The following is a 23,227-nucleotide window of genomic DNA, read 5'->3' as shown; positions in this document are numbered from 1 at the left end:
CTTACTTCGCGGTGTAGACGATCTCGACGCGACGGTTCTTGGCCCAGCAGTCTTCGTTGTGCTCGCGGCAGGTCGGCTTTTCCTTGCCGTAGCTGGTCACGTTGACCTGGCCAGCCGAACCGCCAGCGGCCTGGAGGGCGCTGGAGACGGCATTGCCACGGCGCTCGCCGAGGCCCAGGTTGTACTCACGCGTACCGCGCTCGTCGGTGTTGCCCTCGAGGGTCATGGCCGACTGCGGACGGTCCTGCAGGTACTTGGCGTGGCAGGCGATGATCTGCTGGAACTCCGGCTTGACGTCGTTCTTGTCGAAGTCGAAGTACACGACGCGCTGACGCAGGCAAGCGTCGGTGTCGAGATCGGACGGCTGGTACTTGCCGTCGCTGGTGGGAGCCGTGCTGGTGGCGACCGGCTGCTGTTCCGGCATCGGAGCCGGCTTGGTGTTCTTCTTGGAGCAGGCGGCCGCGCCCACGCACAGCAGGGCAGCCAGGGTGACGGTAACGGTCTTATTCATGGGACGTTCCTTCAACAGTTGAGTTCCGACAGTCGGTTTTCGGTTTCGGGACAGGCACCGCCGGTTGTCCGGCTGTTTTTCTACTTACATCTACGTCGACGGGGCGCTGTCCCGCACCCGGCGTCTTCGTTCCGGCGACCGCGCGAGGCGGCCACCGGTAAACCTTCCGTCCGCAGAAAAGGTGCGGCAAGGCCGCACCCTTCCCTGGACGTTGCCAATGTCGCCGCCCGCGAGGGCGCGCCATCAGCGCTGTCGATAGGGTCCCCAGGACGGTTCGCGCACGTCACCGTCCGAGAGGACGAGGCGCTGGCGCACCAGACCGTCTGCCGAAACCGCATACAGGACGCCGCGAGTACCTTGCGACGCCGCATAGAGCAGCATGCTGGCGTTGGGCGCGAAGCTGGGCGAATCGTCCACGTTACCCGGGGAAACGAAACGCACCTGCCCACCCAGGCTACGGTCCATGATGGCGATACGATACACGTTCCCGTTGCCCTGCACCATCGCAATCTGCTTGCCGTCGTAGCTCACCGAGGCACTGGCGTTGAAGCCGCCCTGGAAGGTGACGCGCTGGGCGGCACCGCCCGAAGCGGACATCTGGTAGAGCTGCGGCTTGCCCGAGCGGTCGGAGGTGAAAATGATGCTCTGGCCGTCGGGGGTGAAGGTCGGCTCGGTATCGATGGCGAAGTTGTTCGTCACGCGGGTTTCGGTACGGCTGGCGACATCGATGACGAAGATCTCCGGGTTGCCTACGTAGGACAGGCTGACCGCCAGCTTGCTGCCGTCCGGCGACCAGGCCGGGGCGCTGTTGATGCCGCGCGGGTGCGAGGCGATCAGGCTACGCGATCCGGTGGAGATGTTTTGCACATACACGGCCGAATTACCGCTCTCGAACGAGACATAGGCGATCTTGCTGCCGTCCGGCGACCAGGCGGGGGAAAGCAGCGACTCGCGCGAACGGGCCACGACCTGCGGGTTGTAGCCGTCGGAGTCGGCCACGATCAGCGAGTAGGTGGTGTTGTTGCCGGTACCGACCGCGGTGATGTACGCGATGCGCGTCCAGAAGGCGCCACGGACACCGGTGACCTTTTCGTAGATCTGGTCGGCGATCTGGTGGGCGACGCCGCGAAGGTCACCCGCCGGAGCGGTGAAGGACTGGGCCAGCAGGCTCTGCTGCTTGTTGACGTCCCACAGCTCGTATTCGACCTTGAGCATGCCGCCGCCGGCGTCGTTGATCCGGCCGATGGTCAGGAAATCCTGCTTGAGCAGGCGCCAGGTCGCGAACTTGATGTCCGAACCCTGCGACGGGGTCTCGACGATGTCGGCCTTGTCCAGCGAGCGGAATTTGCCGGACCGGTTGAAGTCGGCCCGGATGACGTCGGCCACGTCCGTCGGCAACGGCGCTCCCCCCGCCTGGGCGAAGGGGACGACCGCGATGGGCGTCGCCGTCTTCAGGCCGCCGACGATGTCCACGTTGAGCGACTGGGCGGCGGCCGGACCGGCCACGAAGGCGGTGAGCGCGACCAGGAGGATGGCGAGGCGGGAAAGCGTTCTGCGCATGGGCGGATTCATTGCGACCTGGGAATGGGGGACGGCGGCGAAATGTTAACGCGAAGGTCACCTGCTGCGTGACCGGATTCTGAACCGATCCGTCCGGGCCTACGCCGGGACGGGGCGCGCTACATCATTGCGGCCTGAACGTGAACGTTAGGTTGCGCTGGAACACGTCCTCGAAACCCTGGTAGGGCAACGGCTGGGCGCGCAGCACGGCATTTTCGATGGATGCCCGGCCAGCGGCATCGTAGGGGCAGCTGGAATCGACCTTGGCGCTCAGCACCTGGCCACCGGGTACCTGGACGATGTGCACCTGGCAGGACGCGTTGGGCATGTTGTCCGGGCGCAGCCAGTTACTCGTCACCGTGTTCTGGATCGCGGCCAGGTACTGGCCCAGCTTGCCGGTGTCGCTGCCGTTGGTACCCGATTGCTTCTGATCCGCGGACGGCAGGTCCGGCAGGCCATCGTCCTTGGCGTTCTGCAAGTCCTTCAATTGCTGCTCGGCCTGCTTTTTCGTGGTGTCGGCCTTCTTGGTCTGCGCCTTGGCCGCGTCGAGCTGCTTGAAGATCTCGTCGATCTCCTTCTGCTTCTCTTTCTTCTTCTGCTCCTGCTCGGCGTCGAGCTCGGCCTGGCGCTGGCGCTGCTTTTCCTCCTGCAGGCGCTTGGCGTCCTCGGCCTTCTGCACGGCGTCGTCGACGACCTTTTCCTGGTCCTTCAGGTCGGGCTGCTTCGGCGGCGGCGGAAGGGTCTCGACCTTGGGCTTCTCCGGTTGCGGCGGAGGCGGCGTCGGCACCACCGGAGGCGGCGGTGTCGTGTCCGGGGTCGGCTTCACCTTGGTGGCCTTGGGCGGTGGGCTACCCGTGGGGCCGACGAGGGTGGCCTCGATGATCTGGCCGGGCAGTTCCAGCGGAGCCGGGCATTTCAACGGGTTCCATTCCGCGGGCACGCCCAGGGCCTCGGCCCACTTCTCGTAGTCCGAGCACGGAATGACCGCGAGGCCCAGGAAGGCCACGATACCGATGTGCAGGAGCGCGGCGAGGAAGACCGCGCGGGGCGTACCGTTACGGTTTTCCATTCTGCGCCGACTGCGGCTGGCTCATCAGGCCGATCTTGGAGACGCCGGCCTCCTGGAGGATCGGGAGGATCGAATAGACCTTGCCATAGCCCACGCGCTGGTCGCCTGCGACCAGGACCTGGAGTTCCGGGTTGGCGTTATGGAAGGCCGTGATCTTGGTCCTGAACTCGTCGGCGCTCACCGGCTCGCGCTTGGCGCCGTTGGCGGTCAGGTAGATCTGGCCGGCCTCGTCGACCGACACCACGATCGGATCTTTCTTGTCCTGCAGGGACTTGGCGTTGGTCTGCGGAAGCTGGATGTCCACGCCGAGGTTCATCATGGGCGTGGTGACCATGAAGATGATCAGCAACACGAGCATCACGTCGATGTAGGGCACGACGTTGATCTCGGATTTCAGCTTCCGCTTGTGCCGGCGGTAGACGTTGCGCATGGCCATCGTTCCGGCTCAGACCGTTTCGTCGGAGTGGATCTGACGCTGCAGCACGGACGAGAACTCTTCCTGGAATACCTCGTACCGCGATGCGATGCGCTCCACCTTGTTGGCGTAGCGGTTGTACGCCCACACGGCCGGAATCGCCGCGAACAGGCCCATGGCGGTGGCGATCAGCGCCTCGGAAATGTGCGGGGCGACGACCGAGATGGTCACGTCCTTCATCTCGCCCAGGCCCTGGAAGGCGCCCATGATGCCCCACACCGTGCCGAACAGGCCCACGTAGGGGCTGATCGAACCGACGTTGGCCAGGAACTCGAGGTTCTGCTCCAGCTTGCCGATCTCGCGGGTGCCGGCCACGCGCATGGCGCGCTCGGCGCCTTCCATCACGCGGTTGGAGTCGGTCACGCGGCGCTGGCGCTGGCGGGCGAACTCGCGGAAGCCGGCCTCGAAGACGTTCTCGATGCCGTGCTGCCCGTCGCGGTTGCCCACCTCACGGAACAGGGCCGCCAGGTCGGCGCCGGACCAGAAGCGGTCCTCGAAGGTCTCGGCATTGTCGTGGGCGGTCTTCAGCTGGCTGTACTTGCGGATGATGATCACCCACGACAGGAACGAGAACACCAGCAAGAGGAGCATCACCAGTTGCACGGGCAGGCTCGCTTCCGAGACCAGCTTGAAAATGTTCAGTCCACCGTTCATCGCTTGAAGGCTCTCCGCCGGGTATCTGGGGCTTAGGTAAAGGGGAATTCGGGGGGAAACAGATCTGCCGGGATCTGTGCCGGACGCATCGTGTCGAGGTTCACGCACGCGGCACGCACCTTGGCGCGCACCAGCGGCATATCCCCCCGCACGATCTCCTGATCGAACAGCATACTGGCTGAACGGCGTTCTTTGATCGCTACCGTCACCAGGAGTTCATCATCCAGACGGGCCGGCCGATGGAAATCCAGGTGCATGTCGCGGACCACGAAGCCGAGCCCGGTCGCCTCACGCAGGGCGACCTGGTCGATGCCCTGGGCGCGCAGCCATTCCGTCCGGGCCCGCTCCATGAAGCGGACGTAGTTGGCGTGATACACCACGCCACCGGCGTCGGTGTCTTCCCAGTAGATGCGGACGGGCCAGCGGAACGGGTTCATGCGTCGCCCGGGAACAGGTCCGGGGTGGCCGCCTGGCGCGGCGGCGGGGTCAGCCCGAGGTGCCGCCAGGCCTTGGCCGAGGCCATGCGGCCACGGGCGGTGCGGATCAGGTAGCCCTGCTGGATCAGGTAGGGTTCGACCACGTCCTCGAGGGTGCCGCGATCCTCGCTGAGCGCGGCCGCCAGCGACTCCACCCCGACCGGACCGCCGTCGAAGCTCTCGATGATCGTGCTGAGCAACCGCCGGTCGAGGTCGTCGAAACCCTCCGCGTCCACCTTGAGCATATCGGTGGCCGCGCGGGCCAGCTCATGGGTGATCCGGCCATCGCCACGCACCTCGGCGAAATCGCGTACCCGGCGCAACAGCCGGTTGGCGATACGCGGGGTGCCGCGCGAGCGGCGGGCGATCTCGATGGCACCGTCCAGCTCGCAGTCGATATTGAAGATCCGGGCGGCGCGACGGACGATCGCCGTCAGCTCGTCGACGCTATAGAACTCCAGGCGCTGGATGATACCGAAACGGTCGCGCAGCGGACCGGTGAGCAAGCCTGCCCGGGTCGTCGCGCCGATCAGCGTGAAAGGCGGCAGGTCGAGCTTGATCGACCGGGCGGCCGGCCCTTCGCCGATCATGATGTCGATCTGGAAGTCTTCCATCGCCGGGTAGAGCACTTCCTCCACCACGGGTGAAAGGCGGTGGATCTCGTCCACGAAGAGGACGTCGTTGGCTTCCAGGTTGGTGAGCAGAGCGGCCAGGTCGCCCGCCCGCTCCAAAACCGGGCCCGAGGTGGAGCGCACGTTGACGCCCAGTTCGTTGGCGATGACGTGCGAGAGCGTGGTCTTGCCCAGGCCGGGTGGCCCGAAGATCAGGACGTGATCCAGCGCCCCGCCCCGACGCCGCGCGGCCTCGATATAGATGGACATCTGTTCGCGCACCGTCTGCTGGCCGAGATATTCGGCCAGGCGCTTCGGACGGATGCTGGCTTCCAGCGCCTCGTCGTCCATGGCGGCGGCGGAGGAAATGATGCGGTGCTCGGACATGGGCGCATTATGGCAGGTCTTGGGTGCGGGGCAGCCCTAGGGCCATCCCGCACCCGATTCCACCGTCAGCCGCCCAAGCTGCGCGCAAGAGCCAGCAAGGCCTCTTCGTTCGCCTTCACCGCATTGGGATCGAGGGGCTGAAGATCCAGACGGAAAGCCGTATTGTCCGTGACCCAATCGAGCGAAACGAGAGTATTACCACGGCGCTCCCGCTTTGTCTGGACGGACCCTGGACTGCCGTCGACATCCGCATTGACCCATTCTTTGATGAGAGTGATCGAACCACCACTCTCGCGATATTCGGATTCCTCCAACTGAACATAGCCCAGGCCAGCCACTTCCCAGGATCGTGAGACGCCTGTCCACCGACCATCGAGAAGTCCGCCACCTGTTGTAGCCTCCACGAGCCGCAACCTCCTTGACGAATTGCGGGCACGCCCTCGCAGTACATAAGCTCCTTACGTTTCCCAACGGAAGGTAACGTTAGGGGCCGCAGGCATTTCCGAGACTTACCCGATGTCCAGCTCGCCCGACAACCCACCGCGTCGTTCGGAGGGGCGGCGTCGGGTGCCATTCTCAGAGCGATTCCGCGGGACGTGCAGGCCGAAGATCTCGACCCGCGCTCGGGCTCAACAACAGTCTCCTGGGGATCTGGAAGAACGCTATCGCCAGCAGCGTGGGCCTACAAGTCGTGGTGGGCAGGATCGACTGCACCTCCGCCGGTCGTGCCTTTAATTTGCTGAAGCCCATTCGGGCAGCACCTTGAAGGAGCATGCATGAAGGCTCAGATAGTGACCGCCGCCGTCCTCGCTGTTACAGCGACTGACGCGAACGCGCTTATCAAATCGATCAGCCGGGCGAATTGTGTCGCCGGCGTGATCAACGAATCCGTCACATACGACAGGCCAAACCTGGATAGCCATTGGATGACGACGTTCAGTACGCATGTGGGCTTCGGCGCCGTAGGCGGCCACACGCGCTCGGCACCGAAGGCGTACACCTGGCGATCGTACGCAGGCGACCGTTTCGACTCTTCCAAAAACACCGTGACGGGAACACACCTCTTCGTCGACGAATTTGGACTCAGACGCTACCAGCAGACCATCGCGACAGACTGTAACCTGGGGGAGTGGTGAAAAATGACTCACAAAAAAATTCGATACGTCACTTTGCCGCTGGTTTGCGTTGCCGGATTTGCGACGATGGCGCATGGAACTGCCGATACGTCCCGCGACGTGAGGCTACCAGCGCTTTCGAGAGCACAGGTTCAACAGACCCTTGAGCAGGGAGTCGACATCAGCAAGGTCAATACCGCTCCTGGACTTCATGTCGTGCCTCTCAGCGAATCATGGAGCACACCCGACCAGGCCGAGATAGAGCGCAAACAGATCGAACAGCAGAGAAGCCGGGGGTTCTATTCGGCGGAAGCCGGCGAGGTTGTAGACGTGCGGAGCCGAATGAAAGCCGCGGCAACTGAACGTGGGAAAATGCCCAGGCACGACAGGGCTTTTCGTTCGTTGAACGATGTCCGGAAGGATCTTCTGGTCAATCCCGCAGAATTGGGAACGTCTGAACTGTCGTCAGCGACGCTGATGGAAGTCCGTCTTGGCGGAAGCTACGTCAATGGGAAATGGACCGGTCTTGCCCGGACATTTGAAGTGCCCGGCCTCGGCCTCATCGTGCTCAATGAAACGGATCACGCAGCCGGCAACGAGTCCGTCACTCTGATTCGGGAGTGGATGAACATCGACGTCAATGGACAATCAGGCACAACCAAGACCGCACGCGATGCATCAGGACGCACACTGGTGACCGTCGGATGGGTCAACGAGCGCAAGATCTATTCGATGCGCCTGCAACCCCTGCACCCCGAGGCCCATGAAGCAAATCAGGCCAGGCTACTCGAGATTGCGCGCAACCTTATCGAGACTTGATTCTTCGCAAGCCAATGTGGTGATGAAATAGCGGCGCCATGCTGGCGCCGCCCATCAAGTCGGCCCCGGCGACACGTTCGCGGCCGAACGTCAAATCTCCACCTGCGCGCCCAACTCGATCAACCGGTTGCCCGGGATCTGGAAGAACGCCGTCGCAGGCATCGCGTTGCGCGCGAGGAAGGCGAACAGCTTGTCTCGCCACAACGCCATGCCGGGTCGACGGACGTCGGCCACGATGGTTTCGCGCGACAGGAAGAACGTGGTGTCCATCATGTCGAAGTCGAGGCCCAGCGTACTCGCGCGGGATAGCGACAGCGGGATGTTCGGGTCTTCGGCGAAACCGTAGCGCAGCTGCAGCCCATAGAAGCCGTTGCCGTACTCGATCACTTCCATGCGCTCTTCGTAATCCGCCACGGGCGTCTCGAGCATTTCCACCGTCAGCAGGACGTTGCGCTCGTGCAGCACCTTGTTGTGCTTCAGGTTGTGCAGCATGGCGTGCGGCACCGAGTTCTGGTTCGCCGTGAGGAACACGGCGGTGCCAGGAACGATGAGCGGCGGGTGATCGGCGATATTGGCGACGAAGGGTTCGAGGGCCAGGCCGGATTGCTTGATCTCGCGGACCACCAGCTCCCTGCCCCGCCGCCACGTCGTCATCATGGTGAAGATCACCACGCCCAGCACCAGCGGGAACCAGCCGCCATGGGCGATCTTCAGCGCGTTGGCGCCGAAGAACGAGATATCGACGATCAGGAAGATCACGCCCACGGTGATGACGGCCGACCAGTGCCAATGCCAGCGGCGGCGGGCGACGACCAGTGCCAGCAAGGTCGTCATCGTCATCGTGCCGGTCACGGCGATGCCGTATGCCGCGCCGAGGTTGTTCGACGACCGGAAGCCGATCACGGCCAGGAAGACCAGCACCAGCAACAGGCGGTTCACCCAGGGCACGAAGATCTGCCCGGACATCTCGTGCGAGGTATGTACCACCGCCATGCGCGGCGAGTAACCCAGCGACATCGCCTCGCGGGTCATCGAGAAGGCGCCGGAGATCACCGCCTGCGAGGCGATGATGGCGGACATCGTCGACAGCGCGACCATGGGATAGAGCCAGTCTTCCGGCACCATCTTGTAGAACGGGTTTTCGATCGCCGTCTGGTCGTGCAGCAGCAGCGCGCCCTGCCCGAAATAGTTGATCAACAGCGCCGGCAGCACGAAGGCGAACCAGGCCAGGCGGATCGGCTTCTTGCCGAAGTGTCCCATGTCCGCATACAGGGCTTCCGCGCCGGTCAGCGCCAGCACCACGCCACCCAGGGCGATGAAGGCCTGCTTGCCGTGCTCGAGGAAGAACGTCACCGCGTACCACGGGTTCAGTGCGACCAGCACCTGGGGATGGGCGACGAGCTGGCGCAGGCCCAGCCCGGCGAGCACCAGGAACCAGACCACCATCACCGGCGCGAAGGCCTTGCCGACGAAATTGGTGCCGTGCCGCTGCACCGCGAAGAGGATGATGATGATGACCAGGCAGATGGGCAGCACGTAGGTGTCGAGCTGGGGCGCGGCGATTTCCAGGCCTTCGACGGCCGACAGCACCGAGATCGCCGGTGTGATGACACCATCGCCATAGAACAGCGAGGCACCGAAGATGCCGATCGCCGCCAGCACCCAGCGGGCCCTTGGCGAGCCGCTGACGCTGCGCTGGGCCAGGGCCATCAGCGCCATGATGCCGCCCTCGCCCTTGTTGTCCGCTCGCATCACGAAGGTCACGTATTTCAGCGACACCACCATGATCAGCGACCAGAAGATCAGCGAGAGGACGCCGAGCACCGCCGTTGGATGCGGTGTCATGCCGTGCGTGCCCAGGGTCTCCTTCATGGCGTACAGCGGACTGGTGCCGATGTCGCCGAAGACGATGCCGATGGCACCCAGCGCCAGGGCACCGATGCGGCGGCCGTGGGCGTGCTGGATATCTTCGGCGGGATTTTCCGTTTTCACTCTCAACCTCCGAGCGCCGCTCGCAGCGCCTTGCGGATGATGGCCTCGGCGGAATCGCCTTCGGCGGCGGCTTTTTGAACGAGCCGGGATGCTTCCACCGGCTTGTAGCCGAGTTGTTGCAGGGCGACGGTGGCTTCGCCGACCGGATCGGCCGGCACGACCTCACCCAGCGTGCTGACCGGGAGGCGCACGCCCACCGCGTCCACGCGATCGCGCAGTTCCACCACCATGCGTTCGGCGGTCTTCTTGCCGATGCCCGGGATCTTGGTCAGGGCCACCACGTCACCCGCATGGACCAGCCGCGACAGATCGTCGGTGGCCACGCCGGACAGTACCGCCAGCGCGATCTTCGCGCCGATGCCGCTTACCTTGAGCAGGTTGCGGAACATGGCCCGCTCGGCTTCGCGCAGGAAGCCGTAGAGGGCCACGCCGTCTTCCTTCACCGCGTAATGGGTGAGCAGGATCACTTCCTTGCCCGTGCCAGGCAGGTCGTAGATGGTCGACATGGGTGCGTCGACCTCGTAGCCGACGCCTCCCACTTCGATGAGGAGCGACGGTGGCTGCTTGCTCACCAGGGTGCCGCGCAGGCGACCGATCATCGGCGACGTCTCCATGCCGTGCGGGGGATGCCCACGCGCTCGAGGCTGGAACGCGTATGCGCATGGGCGATGGCGATCGCCAGGGCATCGGCGGCGTCCGCCTGCAGCGGCCCCTTGATGCCGAGGATGATCCCGATCATGTGCTGGACCTGGGTCTTGTCGGCGCGGCCGGTACCGACCACCGCCTGTTTCACTTCGGTCGCGGCGTACTCGTGCACGACGATTCCCTGGCTGACCACGGCACACACGGCGGCGCCGCGTGCCTGGCCGAGCTTGAGGGCCGAGTCCGCATTGCGCGCCATGAACACGCGCTCGATCGCGGCTTCCGCCGGACCGTGCGTGCCGATGATGCCGCAGAGCTCGTCAAATATGCGTTTCAGGCGCAGCGGGAAGCTCGCCTCCCCGCCTATCACCAGGGCGCCATGCCATACATGGGTGAGCGCGCCGCTGTCCGATACGTCGATGACGCCGACGCCGGTACGCTGGCTGCCCGGATCGATGCCGAGGATGCGGGTCATGGCAGCGATGCTACGCGCAAGACGGTAAGGGGCCGGTAAGGCCTCAAGCCTCGTCCGCGTCGTGGGCCGGCAGCACGGCGTTGTGGTAGACCTCGTCCACGTCGTCGAGCGCGTTCAGGCGTTCGAGCAGCTTCTCGAATTGTTCCAGGGCCTCGCCGTTGGGCGTGACCAGTGGACCGTTCGGCCGCATCACCACGTCGGAACTCTCGACCTCGAAGCCAGCCGCGACCAGCGCCTTGCGCATGGCCTCGACGGCGATGGGATCGGACGCCAGCAACACCGTGCCGACACCGTTCTCGATGACGATGTCTTCGGCGTTGTTCTCGATCGCCGCTTCTTCCAGTTTCGATTCGACGTCGGCATCGCCGCCGGTATGCACCACGACCTGGCCCACGCGGGTGAACTGGAAGGCCACCGAATTGGTGGTGCCCATGTTGCCGCCGAGCTTGTTGAGCGCCGCGCGCACGTCGGCCACCGTGCGGACCTGGTTGTCCGTCACGCAATCGATGATCAACGCGGTACCCGCCGGCCCGTAGCCTTCGTAGCGGATCTCGTGCATGTCGGCGCCGCCCTCGGCACCCGAGCCGCGCTTGATGGCGCGCTCGATGGTGTCCTTGGTCATGTTCGCCGCGAGCGCCTTGTCGACGGCGGCGCGCAGGCGCGGGTTCCCGTTGGGATCGGGCACGCCGCCACGCGTGGCGATGGTGATTTCGCGGATCAGCTTGGTGAACACCTTGGCGCGCTTGGCGTCTTCGGCGTTCTTGCGACCTTCGATGGACGGGCCTCTACCCATGTTCGATTCCTGGACTTACCGGACGGACGAGGGCGCGATTCTAACGGAAGTGCGCTCCGGACGGGTCAACCGTCGAACCGGCCTTCGCGCAGGAAGGCCACCACCTGGCGGGCGACGTCGGCCGATACGAGCATGCCGGTATGGCTGGTTTCCAATACGCAATGGTCGGTGAGGCCGGGCAGCCGGGTTTCCTCCACGCCCACCGAGCCATCGTGCTCGGCACCCAGCTCGCCTACGAAAGCGCCCAGGCCGACCGGCATCCTCCCGGCGATCATGCCAACCTCGCGACACCCGTCCCAGCGGTCCAACCCATGCTCCAGCAGCTCCTTGGAGCGGCCGAGCAGCATGTCGCCGCCCCAGCGATGCGTGAGCCCCCGCGCGGCGCCGCTGCCGTTGAGCGGGGAACCGAGGCAGACGATGCGGCCATCCGGCAAATCGTCGTCGCGGCAGGCCAGCAGGGCCAGGATGCCGCCAAGGCTGTGCCCCACGACGTGTACCGGACCAGGACCGAGGCCACGGATGCGCTTGCGCAGCCGTGCGATCGCCTGCTCCGGCGGCGCCGCGACACTCATGTACTCGAACTGGTGAACCCGGAAACCTTCCTCGCGCAGCCGCCGATGCAGCATCGCCATGGCGAACCCACGCATCCACAGGCCATGCAACAGCAGGACCTCGGGCGGCGGCGGGGTCATCGGCGCGTTCAGGGTCAGGCCTTCAGCGCCTCCGCGGCGGCGACGCGGACGTGCAGTTCCTTCAACTGCGGCTCGGACACCGGCGAGGGGGCATCGGTCATGAGATCCTGTGCGCTGGTGGTCTTCGGGAAGGCGATGACGTCGCGGATCGATTCCGTGCCGGCCATGAGCGCCGCGATGCGGTCGATGCCGAAGGCAAGGCCGCCATGCGGCGGCGCGCCCATGCGCAGCGCCTTGAGCAGGAAGCCGAACTTGGCTTCCGCCTCTGCCGCGCCGATGCCGAGCAGGTCGAACACCGCGCTCTGCATTTCCGGACGGTGGATACGGATCGAGCCGCCACCGATTTCATTGCCGTTGAGCACCATGTCGTAGCCGCGGCTGACCGCGATGGCCGCGTTGGCGCGAAGGTCGGCGATGTCGTCGACCTTCGGCGCGGTGAACGGATGGTGGAGCGCGACGAAGCGCTTTTCCTCCTCGTCGTACTCGAACATCGGGAAATCCGTGACCCACAGCGGCTTCCACGTGTTCTCGACCAGGCCACGGTCGCGACCCAGCTTGATGCGCAACGCGCCCATGAAGTCGGTGACCGTCTTCCAGGCGCCGGCGCCGAAGAAGACGATGTCGCCCGTGGCGGCGCCGGTGAGTTTCAGCACCTGCTCCAACGCGGTGTCGTCCAGGAACTTCGCCACCGGGGAATTGATGCCGTCGCGGCCCTTGCCGAGGTCGTCGACCTTCAACCAGGCCAGGCCCTTCGCGCCGTACTTGGCGGCGTAATCGGCGAGGCCGTCGATCTCCTTGCGCGACAGGACGGCGGCGCCCGGCACGCGCAACGCGGCGACCCGGCCGGCGGGATCGTTGGCCGGTCCGGAGAAGACCTTGAACTCGACGTGCTTCACGGCCTCGGCGATGTCGACCAGTTCCAGCGGAATGCGCAGGTCGGGCTTGTCGGAACCGAAGCGGCGCATCGCCTCTTCGTACGTCATGCGCGGGAACACGGCGTCGAGTTCCACATGACGCACTTCACGGAACACGTGGCGGATCAGGTTCTCGACGAAGTCCTGGACGTCGCGCTCTTCGACGAAGGCGAACTCGAGGTCGAGCTGGGTGAACTCCGGCTGGCGGTCGGCGCGCAGGTCCTCGTCGCGGAAGCAACGGGCGATCTGATAATAGCGGTCGAACCCGGCCATCATCAGGATCTGCTTGAACAGCTGCGGCGACTGCGGCAGTGCATAGAACTGGCCCGGATGCACGCGGCTCGGCACCAGGTAATCGCGCGCGCCTTCCGGCGTGGCCTTGGTGAGGATCGGTGTCTCGATGTCCTGGAAGCCGGCGGCGTCGAGATAGCGGCGCAACTCGCGCACCAGCGCGGTGCGCGTGCGCATCATCTTCTGCATCTCGGGGCGGCGCAGGTCGAGGTAGCGGTAGGTCATCCGCATGTCCTCGTTCGGCGACTCGTGCAGCGCGAACGGCAGGTCGCGCGCGGCGTTGAGGATCTCGACCTTGTCGGCGATCAGCTCGACCGTTCCCGTCTTCAGCTTGTCGTTGGCCGACAGGCGCTTGCGGATCTGCCCGGTGACGCGAATGACGAACTCGTAGCCCAGTTCACCAGCGACGGCGAACGCCTCCGCGTTATCGCGTTCGATCACCACCTGGGCGATGCCCTCGTGGTCGCGCAGGTCGACGAAGGCCACATGGCTTTGCAGACGAAGCGTGTCCACCCAGCCGCAAAGGGTGACGTCCTGGCCGATCAGCGACTCGTCGATGAGTCCGCAATAATGGGTGCGCATGCGCTTGAAGCTCCGGCTACCGCAAAGGCGGTCAATAGCGTGGGAAAAGACCCCGGATCGTACCACGAGCCGGGGTCTCTCAAGCGCGGGCGGAGGCCTTAGCGGCCGATGTCGAACTTGCCTCGACAGCCACGATCGGCCCAGATGCCATCGCGGGTGAAGCCGTAGGTGTAGCCTTCGCGGCAGTCGCTCTTGGAGGTCTGCTCGACCAGGCGAGCGCCCCGTCCGATCGGCCAGTGGCAGAACACACGCTTGTTGTCTTCGCTGTCACAGGAAACGATCTGGCCGCCACCGCCGTAACCCGGGCGTCCACCGCCACCCCAGCCCGGACGGCCGTCGTCGTCCCAGCCCGGACGTCCGCCGCCCCAGCCACCGGCTTCCTGGAAGATGCCCCGGCAACCGTCGTCGACCCACAGGCCACCACGGTCCATGCCCCAGGTGCGGCCGCGGATGCAGGCGGTCTGGGAATCCTGGCGGACCAGGCGCGCGTCGCGCCAGGGCACCCGGCAGTAGGAACGGCGTCCGTTGTCGCTGTAGCAATTGACCGTGTCGCCGCCGCGCTGGGCGTGCGCCACGTGCGGAGTCAATGACAGGCCCACGCCGAGCGCGAGCATGGCGACCAGTCCAAGGATGCGTTTCATACCTACCTCCGATGTGTGTGACGCAAAATTATCGGAGGGATCCGCAACCATGTTTGAACGGACCGTAAGAAAACGCCCCAGCTCGGCGTAAGGACCTGCCTCGGTGACTATCCGGCCGCATGAGCGGCGGCACCCCTGCCTCAGCCGCCGGACGGCTTGGCGTCCGCCGAAGGGGGGGCGGCGGGAGCCGGCGCGGGAGCCGGCGCAGACGCCGCCTCGGCAGGCGCCCCGGAAGAACCTTCGGCCAGGTTCCGCTTTTTATCGCCGTCCTTCTTGAAATCGGTCTCGTACCAGCCACCGCCGGCGAGGCGGAACTGGGGTGCGCTCAACAGGCGGCCCACCCGGGGCTCGCCGCAGCTGGGGCAGGCGGAGGGATCGGCATCGGCGATCTTCTGCAAGCGCTCGAAGCGGTGGCCACAGGCCTGGCACTGGAATTCGTAGATGGGCATGGGGCGGGGTCTCTCGTTATCAGGCCGGCATTATCGGGGTGGGGGCCGGTTTTTCAATTCCTTGTGGCGCTCATCGCCGACAGGGTCGGTTCCCACCAGAAGCTCGCCATACCTCATACCCAGGCCTGGTAGGAGCCGACCTTGTCGGCGATCCAACCCGCGAAAGCGCCCGAGGCATTTTGCATTGCACCAAAATGGCTGGAGAAGCCAGTTCCATGCCAAGCCCGTAAAAATGCGGCCTAGCACGCCATTGTTTCCCCACGATGGCGCATTCATGACGAATGTGTTGACGCACCGCAGCAAGCATGCATAGCGTCATCCCAACGCGGCCTTGAACCGCGTCCGCGGGGCACTCCCGCTCCGCGTGCCGTAGCTCGCCTTGGGGACCATCGATGACGACAGGTAAGACCCTACGACGCAAGCCGTCGGCCAGCCTCTGGCTACCCGCCCTCGGCCTCATGATCGTGACGCCCGGTCACGCCCAGGACGCGGCGCCGCCGCCGGATACCAAGGAGGCCCGGCAACTCGACCAGGTGGTGGTGACCGGCACGCGCAGCACCACGCGCACCGAGGCGAACTCGCTCTCGCCCATCGACGTGCTTTCACCGAAGGATCTCACGTCCACGGGAAGTACCGATCTCGCCACGGCCCTCGGCCGCCTGCTGCCTTCGCTCGATTTCCCGCGCCCGGCGATCAACGACGGCAACGACGCCGTGCGACCGGCCAGTCTACGCGGCCTATCGCCCGACGCGACGCTCGTGCTCGTGGACGGCAAGCGCTACCACACGTCCGCCCTGGTCAACTACAACAACTCCGTGGGCCGCGGCGCGGCACCGGCCGACCTCAATTCGATCCCGATCTCGGCGATCGACCACATCGAGGTTCTCCGCGACGGTGCCGCCGCGCAATACGGCTCCGATGCCATCGCCGGCGTCATCAACATCGTGCTGAAGCACGGCGCGGGACCCGGCAAGAACTCCATCAACGCCAACTACGGCATCATGGACAAGGGCGACGGCGAGACCAACGGCATCGATGGCTCGGTCGGCGTCGACCTCGGTGGCAAGGGTGCGGACGCGAAGGGCTGGCTGCGCCTGGCCTGGAGCTACCAGAACTCGATGAACACGAACCGCGCCTCGCCGGTGAGCCTGTTCACGCCGGAAGAAGCCGCCGACGGCAACGTCGCCCACCAGCGTTACGGCGATCCGGCGGTGAAGACCTATCAGGCGCTGACCAACTTCCAGTACGAGCTGGCGCGCAATGTCGACCTCTACGGCTATCTCAGCCTGAGCCGCCGCGACGTCACCTCGAACGGCTATTACCGCGGCGCGACCAACGCGCGGAACGTGCCGGAGATCTACCCCAACGGCTTCCTCCCGCAGATCGTCAACCACACCAACGACTCCACCGCCGTGCTCGGCGTGAAGGGCGTGACGGACGGCGGATGGCGCTGGGATGCATCGGGCAACTACGGCATCAACGATCTCGTCTTCGACGTGCAGAACAGCGTCAACACCAACCTGTTCTACTCCACCGGCGCATCACCCACGTACTTCAACGCCGGAACGTTCAAGAACTCGCAGGCATTGGCGAACGTCGATATCGGCAAGGACTTCAGCGTGGGCTGGCTGCCCAATCCACTCACCCTCGCCTTCGGCGCCGAGTATCGCAAGGAGAAGTACCAGATCGACGCGGGCGATCCTGAGTCCTACTACTTCAACCAGGGCACCTTGATTCCCGGCACCGACACACCTTACGCGGGTGGCGCGCAGGTCTTCCCCGGACTCTCGCCCGCCGCCGCGGGCAGCTTCACGCGACACAGCGAAGCGGCCTATGTCGATCTCGAAACCGACGTCACGGACAAGTTTTCCGCCGGTGTCGCCGGCCGCTACGAGCACTACAGCGACGCGGGCTCGACGCGTTCGGGCAAGCTGTCGGCGCGCTACCAGTTCACGCCCACGTTCGCCCTGCGCGGCACGATCTCGAACGGGTTCCGCGCACCGTCGCTCGCGCAGCAGAACTACCAGTCGGTGGTGACGATCATCGATCCCAGCACGGGACAGCTCGCACAGACCGGCACCTACCGCACGTCCGATCCCGCGGCCATCGCACTCGGTTCCAAACCGTTGAAACCGGAGAAATCCGCCAACTACGGCATCGGTGCCGTGTGGGAACCGACCGCCGACTTCAGCGCCACGCTCGACATCTACCAGATCCGCATCTGGAACCAGATCCTCTACTCCGACACCATCAGCCTCACCGATCCGCTACTCGCGGCGTACTTCAACAGCGTGGTGCCGGGCCAGCAGGTGACCGCGGTGCAGTACTTCGCCAACTCCGCCACCACGCGCACACGCGGCGCCGACCTCGTGCTGAACTACCGCATCCCGACGACGGCGTTCGGCCAGTTCAACCTGTTGGCCAGTGGCAACTACAACAAGGTGAAAGTGCTCTCGGTGGGCGAGACGCCAGCCGTGCTCCAGGCCAATTCATCCGGACCGATCGAACTGTTCGGCCGTTCCAGCCAGGGCATCCTGACCAAGGCCACGCCACGCACGAAATTCCTGTTCGGGGCGGATTGGACGCTCGATGGATTCAACGCGCACGCGGACCTGACCCGCTATGGTTCCGTAACCCGTGTGAATACCGATCCCACGACCGACCAGGTCTTTCCCGCAAGGTGGCTGCTGAATCTTTCCGGCGGGTACACGATCGACCAGTGGAATTTCACCCTCGGCGTGGACAACGTCACCAACCAGTATCCGCAGCGGGTGAAGCCGACCAACAGCGGCGAGGATTATTTCAGCGGGTTGCAATATTCGGCGCTGTCACCGTTCGGGTTCAACGGGCGGTACTACTACGCCAAGGTGGGCTTTCGGTTCTGACGGAGGGGCGGCGGGAGGGAGAGCATCGCCGACAAGTCGGCTCCCACAAGGCGCGAGGCATCGTCGGCAAGTGGGCTCCCACGAGCACGAAGCATCGCCGGCAAGTGGGCTCCCACGAGGTATGAAGCATCGCCGACAGGGTCGGCTCCCACCTTCAATAAGGGCGGCTCCCGGCACCAGCAGGGTTGGCTCCCACCAGGCATCGAGTGCCTGGTGGGAGCCGACCCTGTCGGCGATATCAGGCCGCCGCGAACGTCAGATGGTTCCCGTCCGAATCCACCCGCACGGTCTGCCCGGGCGAGAAAGCACCCTGCAGGATGCGTTGCGCCAACGGATTTTCCAGCTGCTGCTGGATGGCCCGCTTGAGCGGACGCGCGCCGTACACCGGGTCGAAGCCCGCGCTGCCCAGCAAATCCAGCGCCTTGTCCGTAAGGTCGAGCGACAACTGGCGATCGGCCAGACGTTTCGCCAGGTAATCCAGCTGTATCCGCGCGATCGAACGGATCTGCTTCTTGTCCAGCGGGCGGAACACGACGAGGTCGTCCAGGCGGTTGATGAACTCAGGACGGAAATGCGCCTGCACCACGCCCAACACCGACGCCTTCATCTGCAGGTAGTCGGCCTCGCTGTCGCCCGCCTGCTCCTGGATCAGGTTCGACCCGAGATTCGAGGTCATCACGATCACCGTGTTGCGGAAGTCCACCGTGCGGCCCTGGCCATCCGTCAGCCGCCCGTCGTCGAGCACCTGGAGCAGGATGTTGAAGACATCCGGGTGGGCCTTCTCCACCTCGTCGAGCAGGATCACGCTGTAAGGACGACGACGCACCGCCTCGGTGAGATAACCACCCTCTTCGTACCCGACATAACCCGGAGGCGCGCCGACCAGTCGGCTCACGGAGTGCTTCTCCATGAACTCGCTCATGTCGATGCGCACCATCGCGTCCTGCGTATCGAAGAGGAAATCGGCCAGCGCCTTGCACAACTCCGTCTTGCCCACGCCCGTCGGGCCCAGGAACAGGAACGAGCCGTACGGGCGATTGGGATCGGATAGCCCGGCCCGCGCACGGCGGATCGCGTCGGACACCGCACGCACCGCTTCATCCTGGCCGACCACGCGCGCATGCAGCGCATCTTCCATGTGCAGGAGTTTCTCGCGCTCGCCTTCGAGCATCTTCGCCACGGGGATACCCGTCCAGCGCGCGACCACCTCGGCGATTTCCTCGGCGGTGACGCGGTCCTGCAAGAGCGTGAAGTCCTGCTGCTCCGCCTTTTGCGCGGCGGCGAGCTGGGCTTCCAGCGCCGGCAGCCGGCCATACTGGATCTCGCTCATCGCACCGTAATCCTGGCGGCGCTGGGCGGCTTCCAGTTCCAGGCGAGCCTGCTCGATCTGCTCCTTGATCTTCGTGGCGCCCTGCAGCGCGGCCTTCTCCGCCTTCCATACCTCGTTGAGGTCGGAGAACTCGCGGTCGAGCTTCTCGATGTCGGCCTCGAGCGTCGCCAGGCGCTGCTTCGATTCGTCGTCCTGCTCTTTCTTCAGCATCTCGCGCTGGATCTTGAGCTGGATCAATCGCCGTTCGAGCCGATCGAGTTCCTCCGGCTTGGAATCGATTTCCATGCGGATGCGCGACGCGGCCTCGTCCATCAGGTCGATGGCCTTGTCGGGCAACTGGCGGTCCGGAATATAGCGGGCGGAAAGCGTCGCCGCGGCGACGATCGCCGGATCGGTGATTTCCACGCCATGGTGCACGGCGTAGCGCTCCTTCAGGCCACGCAGGATCGCGATCGTGTCCTCGACGCTGGGTTCGCCCACGAACACCTTCTGGAAGCGGCGTTCGAGGGCGGCGTCCTTCTCCACGTATTTGCGGTATTCGTCGAGCGTGGTCGCACCGATGCAGTGCAGTTCGCCACGCGCCAGCGCGGGCTTCAACATGTTGCCCGCGTCCATCGCGCCATCGGCCTTGCCCGCGCCGACCATGGTATGCAATTCGTCGATGAAGAGGATCACCTGGCCTTCCTGCTTGGACAGGTCGTTGAGCACGCCTTTCAGGCGCTCCTCGAATTCGCCACGGAATTTCGCGCCGGCGATCAGCGCGCCCATGTCGAGCGAGAGCACACGCTTGTCGCGCAGTCCCTCGGGCACTTCGCCATTGACGATGCGCTGCGCCAGGCCTTCGACGATGGCGGTCTTGCCCACGCCAGGCTCACCGATCAACACCGGGTTGTTCTTCGTTCGCCGCTGCAAAACCTGGATCGTGCGGCGGATTTCCTCGTCGCGGCCGATCACGGGATCGAGCTTGCCGGCCTCGGCGCGCTCGGTGAGGTCGATGGTGTACTTCTCCAGCGCCTGGCGCTGTTCCTCGGCGTTTTCCGACTGCACCTTCTCGCCGCCGCGCAGCTTGTCGATGGCCGCCTCGATGCGTTCCTTCGTTGCGCCGGCGGCCTTCAAGGCGCCGCCGACCTCGCCACGATCCTCCAGCGCCGCCAGCACGAACAACTCACTGGCGATGAACTGGTCGCCACGCTGCTGTGCAAGCTTGTCGGTGAGGTTGAACAGGCGATTGAGGTCGTTGCCCAGGCTGATGTTGCCTTCCTGGCCGCTGACCCGCGGAAGGCGATCGAGGATCTCGCCCACGCGCTGGCGCAGCGCGGGCACGTTGACCTGCGCCTGGGTGAGCAACGGCGCGGTGGACCCGCCCTGCTGGTCGAGCAGCGCCGCAAGCACGTGCACCGGCTCGAGGATGTTGTTGTCGCGGCCGACGGCCAGCGACTGGGCATCCGCCAGGGCCTGCTGGAACCGCGAGGTGAGTTTGTCCATTCGCATCAGGTTTTCTCCCAAAGGTGTTGGCGCGCCCCGGGCCCTCCCCGCGACCGCCTCTGGCCACACAGATGCGGGTGGAAGCATGCGCCTTCAACGCCGGGGTGGGAAACAGGGCATCACTTTTTTCACGTAACGGAAGGCATCCTGACGGGATCGCTGCCAGATGGAGCTTTCGTGACAGCCGCCCGCGACACCCTGCCTCCACCGCCCGTCGACCTCGTCACGCCGGACACGGCACTCTTCCTCGATGCCGATGGCACCCTGCTGGCGTTCGCCGACGACCCCGAAGCCGTTTTCCTGCCGCCCGGGATGCTGGACACCCTGGATGGGCTGAACCAGGCGTTGGGAGGTGCCATGGCCCTGGTCAGTGGCCGCGCCATCGCCGGCCTCGACCGTATCTTCGGCAGGACCGCCTGGGCCGCCGCCGGACAACACGGCCTCGAACGGCGTGACGGCGAAGGCCGCACGAGCACCGTTCCCGTGGACACGGACGAACTGGCCCGGCTACGCGACATCGTCCACGACATCGCATCGGCCCTGCCGGGCGTGCGCGTGGAAGACAAGAGCTGGTCGGTGGCGCTGCACTGCCGCGAGCATCCCGAGCGCGCGGACGAGCTTGACCGGATCGCCCCGGCCATCGCCGCGCGTTTTCCCGGATTCGAACTGCAACCGGGCAGCTACGTGTACGAGTTCAAGCCGCGCGGGATGGACAAGGGCGTGGCCGTCGCCGCCTTCCTCGATTCACCGCCCTTCCGCGGCCGCGCGCCGGTCTACCTCGGCGACGACCTCACCGACGAACACGCCTTCGCCGTGGTCAACGAACGCGGCGGCGCATCCGTTCGCGTCGGCACACGGACGCCCTCGCAGGCCACGTTCACATTGCCTAGCCCGGCTGCCGTCCATGCTTGGCTGGATTCCGTGAACGCCACGCTGACGCAGGGAGCCGCAAGGGCACGATGAGCCGACTAGTTGTCATATCGAACCGCGTGGCACTGCCCAAGCAGACGCAAACCGGTGGCCTCGCGTCCGCCATGAACGCGGCGCTGCAGGAAATGGGGGGACTGTGGTTCGGGTGGAGCGGCAACCTCGCCGCCGAAACCGGCAAGGAAGTGCACGAAGTCCAGGACGGACACATCAGCTACGCGACCATCGACATGTCCAAGGCGGACCATGACGACTACTACAGCGGCTTCGCCAACCGCGCCTTGTGGCCGCTGTTCCATTACCGGGCCGACCTGGTCGATTACCGGCGCGACCACCTCGAAGGTTATCTGCGTGTCAACCGCGTCTTCGCCAAGCGCGTGGCGAAGCTGATCCGGAAAGACGACATCGTCTGGGTCCACGATTACCACCTGATTCCGCTCGCGGCGATGCTTCGCGAACTCGGCGTCGAGAACAAGATCGGCTTCTTCCTGCACACGCCCCTGCCCGCGGCCGGCCTGTTGATCACCCTGCCCCGACACCGCGAACTGCTCGAACCCCTGGCCTCGTACGACCTGGTGGGCCTGCACACCCAGCGCGACCTGCGCGCGCTGGAGGATTACTTCCTGCATGAACTGGGTGCCGCCATGCGCACGGGCGGCCGCATCCGCGCCGCCAACGGACGGATCTTCCGCGCTGGCGTGTTCCCGATCAGCATCGACACGGCCGAAGCCGTCGAACTCGCCCACCGCGCCGAGGACAGCGGCGCGGTCGCCAAGCTCAGGGCCTCGATCGACGACCGCGCGCTGATCATCGGCGTGGACCGCCTCGACTATTCCAAGGGCCTGCCCGAGCGTTTCGAGGGATTCGCCCGCCTGCTGCGCGACCATAAGGAGATGCGCGGCCGCGTCTCGCTGTTACAGATCGCACCGCCATCGCGCTCCGACGTGCCGGAATACCGCTCGCTGCGACGGGAGCTCGAACGCAGCGCGGGGCATATCAACGGGCAGTACGCCGAGCCGGACTGGGTGCCGATCCGTTACGTGAACAAGTCGTTCGCGCACAAGGTGCTGGCGGGTTATTTCCGCGTGGCCAAGGTCGGCCTGGTCACGCCGCTTCGCGACGGCATGAACCTCGTCGCGAAGGAATACGTCGCCTGCCAGGACCCGCAAGATCCCGGCGTGCTCGTGCTGTCCCGCTTCGCGGGTGCGGCGCAGGAACTGGATGCGGCACTGCTGGTGAACCCTTCCGACCTGGACGAGGTGTCCGAGGCGCTGAAACGCGCCCTGGAGATGCCACAGAAGGAACGCCGCATGCGCTGGCAGTCGATGATGGACGTGCTCGAGCGCAACGACATCACCGCATGGCGCAATGCGTTCCTGCATGCGTTGACGGAACCGCCGCGGGTGAAGCCCGAAATCTATGTGCCGACGCCGATGACCGCGCCTTGAGCCG

22 protein-coding genes are annotated in these 23,227 nt (G+C 65.2%); 5 read left to right on the top strand and 17 right to left on the bottom strand.

Translation table 11 applies throughout. The features are described 5' to 3' along the window. Window position 1: 1 nt before the first annotated feature. The 8 genes from pal to ACR9Y6_RS18660 all read right to left on the bottom strand — a co-directional run bounded on the left by pal (window position 2) and on the right by ACR9Y6_RS18660 (window position 6,081). A complete protein-coding gene (pal, locus tag ACR9Y6_RS18695; protein ID WP_306849584.1) occupies window positions 2-511 on the bottom strand; it encodes a peptidoglycan-associated lipoprotein Pal in 510 nt (169 codons plus the stop codon). Window positions 512-754: 243 nt separating this feature from the next. Next, window positions 755-2,083 (bottom strand): Tol-Pal system beta propeller repeat protein TolB, encoded by a 1,329-nt coding sequence (tolB, locus tag ACR9Y6_RS18690; protein ID WP_481282640.1) that lies wholly within the window; start codon window positions 2,081-2,083, stop codon window positions 755-757. Between the two features lie 112 nt (window positions 2,084-2,195). Further along, window positions 2,196-3,140: a cell envelope integrity TolA family protein gene (locus ACR9Y6_RS18685; protein ID WP_481282639.1), complete on the bottom strand. Its 945-nt coding sequence runs from the start codon at window positions 3,138-3,140 to the stop codon at window positions 2,196-2,198. Then, window positions 3,127-3,570 (bottom strand): protein TolR, encoded by a 444-nt coding sequence (gene tolR / locus ACR9Y6_RS18680; RefSeq protein WP_306849581.1) that lies wholly within the window; start codon window positions 3,568-3,570, stop codon window positions 3,127-3,129. The genes ACR9Y6_RS18685 and tolR overlap by 14 nt, the downstream gene beginning before the upstream one ends. Window positions 3,571-3,585: 15 nt before the next feature. Further along, on the bottom strand, window positions 3,586-4,269 hold the full coding sequence (tolQ, locus tag ACR9Y6_RS18675) for a protein TolQ (RefSeq protein ID WP_306849579.1): 684 nt from the start codon (window positions 4,267-4,269) through the stop codon (window positions 3,586-3,588). Window positions 4,270-4,301: 32 nt separating this feature from the next. Next, window positions 4,302-4,706, bottom strand: a complete 405-nt coding sequence (ybgC, locus tag ACR9Y6_RS18670) for a tol-pal system-associated acyl-CoA thioesterase (protein ID WP_481282638.1) — start codon at window positions 4,704-4,706, stop codon at window positions 4,302-4,304. Beyond that, window positions 4,703-5,743 carry a Holliday junction branch migration DNA helicase RuvB gene (ruvB, locus tag ACR9Y6_RS18665; protein ID WP_481282637.1) on the bottom strand — a complete coding sequence of 347 codons (1,041 nt, stop codon included), beginning with the start codon at window positions 5,741-5,743 and terminating at the stop codon, window positions 4,703-4,705. Before ruvB ends, ybgC begins: the two co-directional genes overlap by 4 nt. Window positions 5,744-5,808: 65 nt before the next feature. Beyond that, complete coding sequence (locus ACR9Y6_RS18660; RefSeq protein WP_481282636.1) at window positions 5,809-6,081, bottom strand: hypothetical protein; 273 nt, start codon at window positions 6,079-6,081, stop codon at window positions 5,809-5,811. A 438-nt stretch (window positions 6,082-6,519) separates the two neighbouring features. Between ACR9Y6_RS18660 and ACR9Y6_RS18655 the strand changes: the two genes are divergently transcribed. Together ACR9Y6_RS18655 and ACR9Y6_RS18650 are read left to right on the top strand one after the other, a co-directional pair. Beyond that, entirely contained in the window at window positions 6,520-6,879 is a 360-nt protein-coding gene (locus tag ACR9Y6_RS18655) for a hypothetical protein (protein ID WP_306849570.1), read from the top strand. A gap of 3 nt (window positions 6,880-6,882) precedes the next feature. Then, the gene (locus ACR9Y6_RS18650; RefSeq protein WP_481282635.1) at window positions 6,883-7,677 is read left to right on the top strand and encodes a hypothetical protein; all 795 of its coding nucleotides are present in this window, start codon (window positions 6,883-6,885) and stop codon (window positions 7,675-7,677) included. Between the two features lie 90 nt (window positions 7,678-7,767). Here ACR9Y6_RS18650 and ACR9Y6_RS18645 read toward each other — a convergent pair whose 3' ends face one another. The 8 genes from ACR9Y6_RS18645 to ACR9Y6_RS18610 all read right to left on the bottom strand — a co-directional run bounded on the left by ACR9Y6_RS18645 (window position 7,768) and on the right by ACR9Y6_RS18610 (window position 15,148). Continuing rightward, window positions 7,768-9,669 carry a potassium transporter Kup gene (locus ACR9Y6_RS18645; RefSeq protein ID WP_481282634.1) on the bottom strand — a complete coding sequence of 634 codons (1,902 nt, stop codon included), beginning with the start codon at window positions 9,667-9,669 and terminating at the stop codon, window positions 7,768-7,770. Between the two features lie 2 nt (window positions 9,670-9,671). Next, a complete protein-coding gene (gene ruvA / locus ACR9Y6_RS18640) occupies window positions 9,672-10,268 on the bottom strand; it encodes a Holliday junction branch migration protein RuvA (RefSeq protein WP_481282633.1) in 597 nt (198 codons plus the stop codon). After that, window positions 10,265-10,786: a crossover junction endodeoxyribonuclease RuvC gene (gene ruvC, locus ACR9Y6_RS18635; protein ID WP_481282632.1), complete on the bottom strand. Its 522-nt coding sequence runs from the start codon at window positions 10,784-10,786 to the stop codon at window positions 10,265-10,267. Before ruvC ends, ruvA begins: the two co-directional genes overlap by 4 nt. Window positions 10,787-10,829: 43 nt before the next feature. After that, window positions 10,830-11,579, bottom strand: a complete 750-nt coding sequence (locus ACR9Y6_RS18630) for a YebC/PmpR family DNA-binding transcriptional regulator (protein ID WP_481282631.1) — start codon at window positions 11,577-11,579, stop codon at window positions 10,830-10,832. 65 nt (window positions 11,580-11,644) lie between these two features. Beyond that, window positions 11,645-12,271 (bottom strand): alpha/beta fold hydrolase, encoded by a 627-nt coding sequence (locus ACR9Y6_RS18625; protein ID WP_481282630.1) that lies wholly within the window; start codon window positions 12,269-12,271, stop codon window positions 11,645-11,647. A 14-nt stretch (window positions 12,272-12,285) separates the two neighbouring features. Then, window positions 12,286-14,058, bottom strand: a complete 1,773-nt coding sequence (aspS, locus tag ACR9Y6_RS18620; RefSeq protein WP_481282629.1) for an aspartate--tRNA ligase — start codon at window positions 14,056-14,058, stop codon at window positions 12,286-12,288. A 98-nt stretch (window positions 14,059-14,156) separates the two neighbouring features. Continuing rightward, complete coding sequence (locus ACR9Y6_RS18615) at window positions 14,157-14,699, bottom strand: DUF3011 domain-containing protein (protein WP_481282628.1); 543 nt, start codon at window positions 14,697-14,699, stop codon at window positions 14,157-14,159. A gap of 140 nt (window positions 14,700-14,839) precedes the next feature. After that, a complete protein-coding gene (locus ACR9Y6_RS18610) occupies window positions 14,840-15,148 on the bottom strand; it encodes an FmdB family zinc ribbon protein (RefSeq protein WP_481282627.1) in 309 nt (102 codons plus the stop codon). A gap of 458 nt (window positions 15,149-15,606) precedes the next feature. Here ACR9Y6_RS18610 and ACR9Y6_RS18605 point away from each other — a divergent pair, with 458 nt between their 5' ends. Then, on the top strand, window positions 15,607-18,033 hold the full coding sequence (locus ACR9Y6_RS18605) for a TonB-dependent receptor plug domain-containing protein (RefSeq protein WP_481282761.1): 2,427 nt from the start codon (window positions 15,607-15,609) through the stop codon (window positions 18,031-18,033). Between the two features lie 238 nt (window positions 18,034-18,271). On the opposite strand, the gene clpB is transcribed toward ACR9Y6_RS18605, so the two are convergent. Further along, window positions 18,272-20,854 (bottom strand): ATP-dependent chaperone ClpB, encoded by a 2,583-nt coding sequence (gene clpB / locus ACR9Y6_RS18600; protein ID WP_481282626.1) that lies wholly within the window; start codon window positions 20,852-20,854, stop codon window positions 18,272-18,274. A gap of 171 nt (window positions 20,855-21,025) precedes the next feature. Here clpB and otsB point away from each other — a divergent pair, with 171 nt between their 5' ends. Together otsB and otsA are read left to right on the top strand one after the other, a co-directional pair. After that, window positions 21,026-21,811 (top strand): trehalose-phosphatase, encoded by a 786-nt coding sequence (gene otsB, locus ACR9Y6_RS18595; protein ID WP_481282625.1) that lies wholly within the window; start codon window positions 21,026-21,028, stop codon window positions 21,809-21,811. Further along, complete coding sequence (otsA, locus tag ACR9Y6_RS18590; protein ID WP_481282624.1) at window positions 21,808-23,223, top strand: alpha,alpha-trehalose-phosphate synthase (UDP-forming); 1,416 nt, start codon at window positions 21,808-21,810, stop codon at window positions 23,221-23,223. Before otsB ends, otsA begins: the two co-directional genes overlap by 4 nt. Window positions 23,224-23,227 lie beyond the last annotated feature (4 nt).

This window comes from Luteibacter sp. TLI7-4A (genome assembly GCF_056754745.1).
Note: the sequence above shows the minus strand (reverse complement) of the source record. Positions and strands in the feature narration are given on the sequence as shown.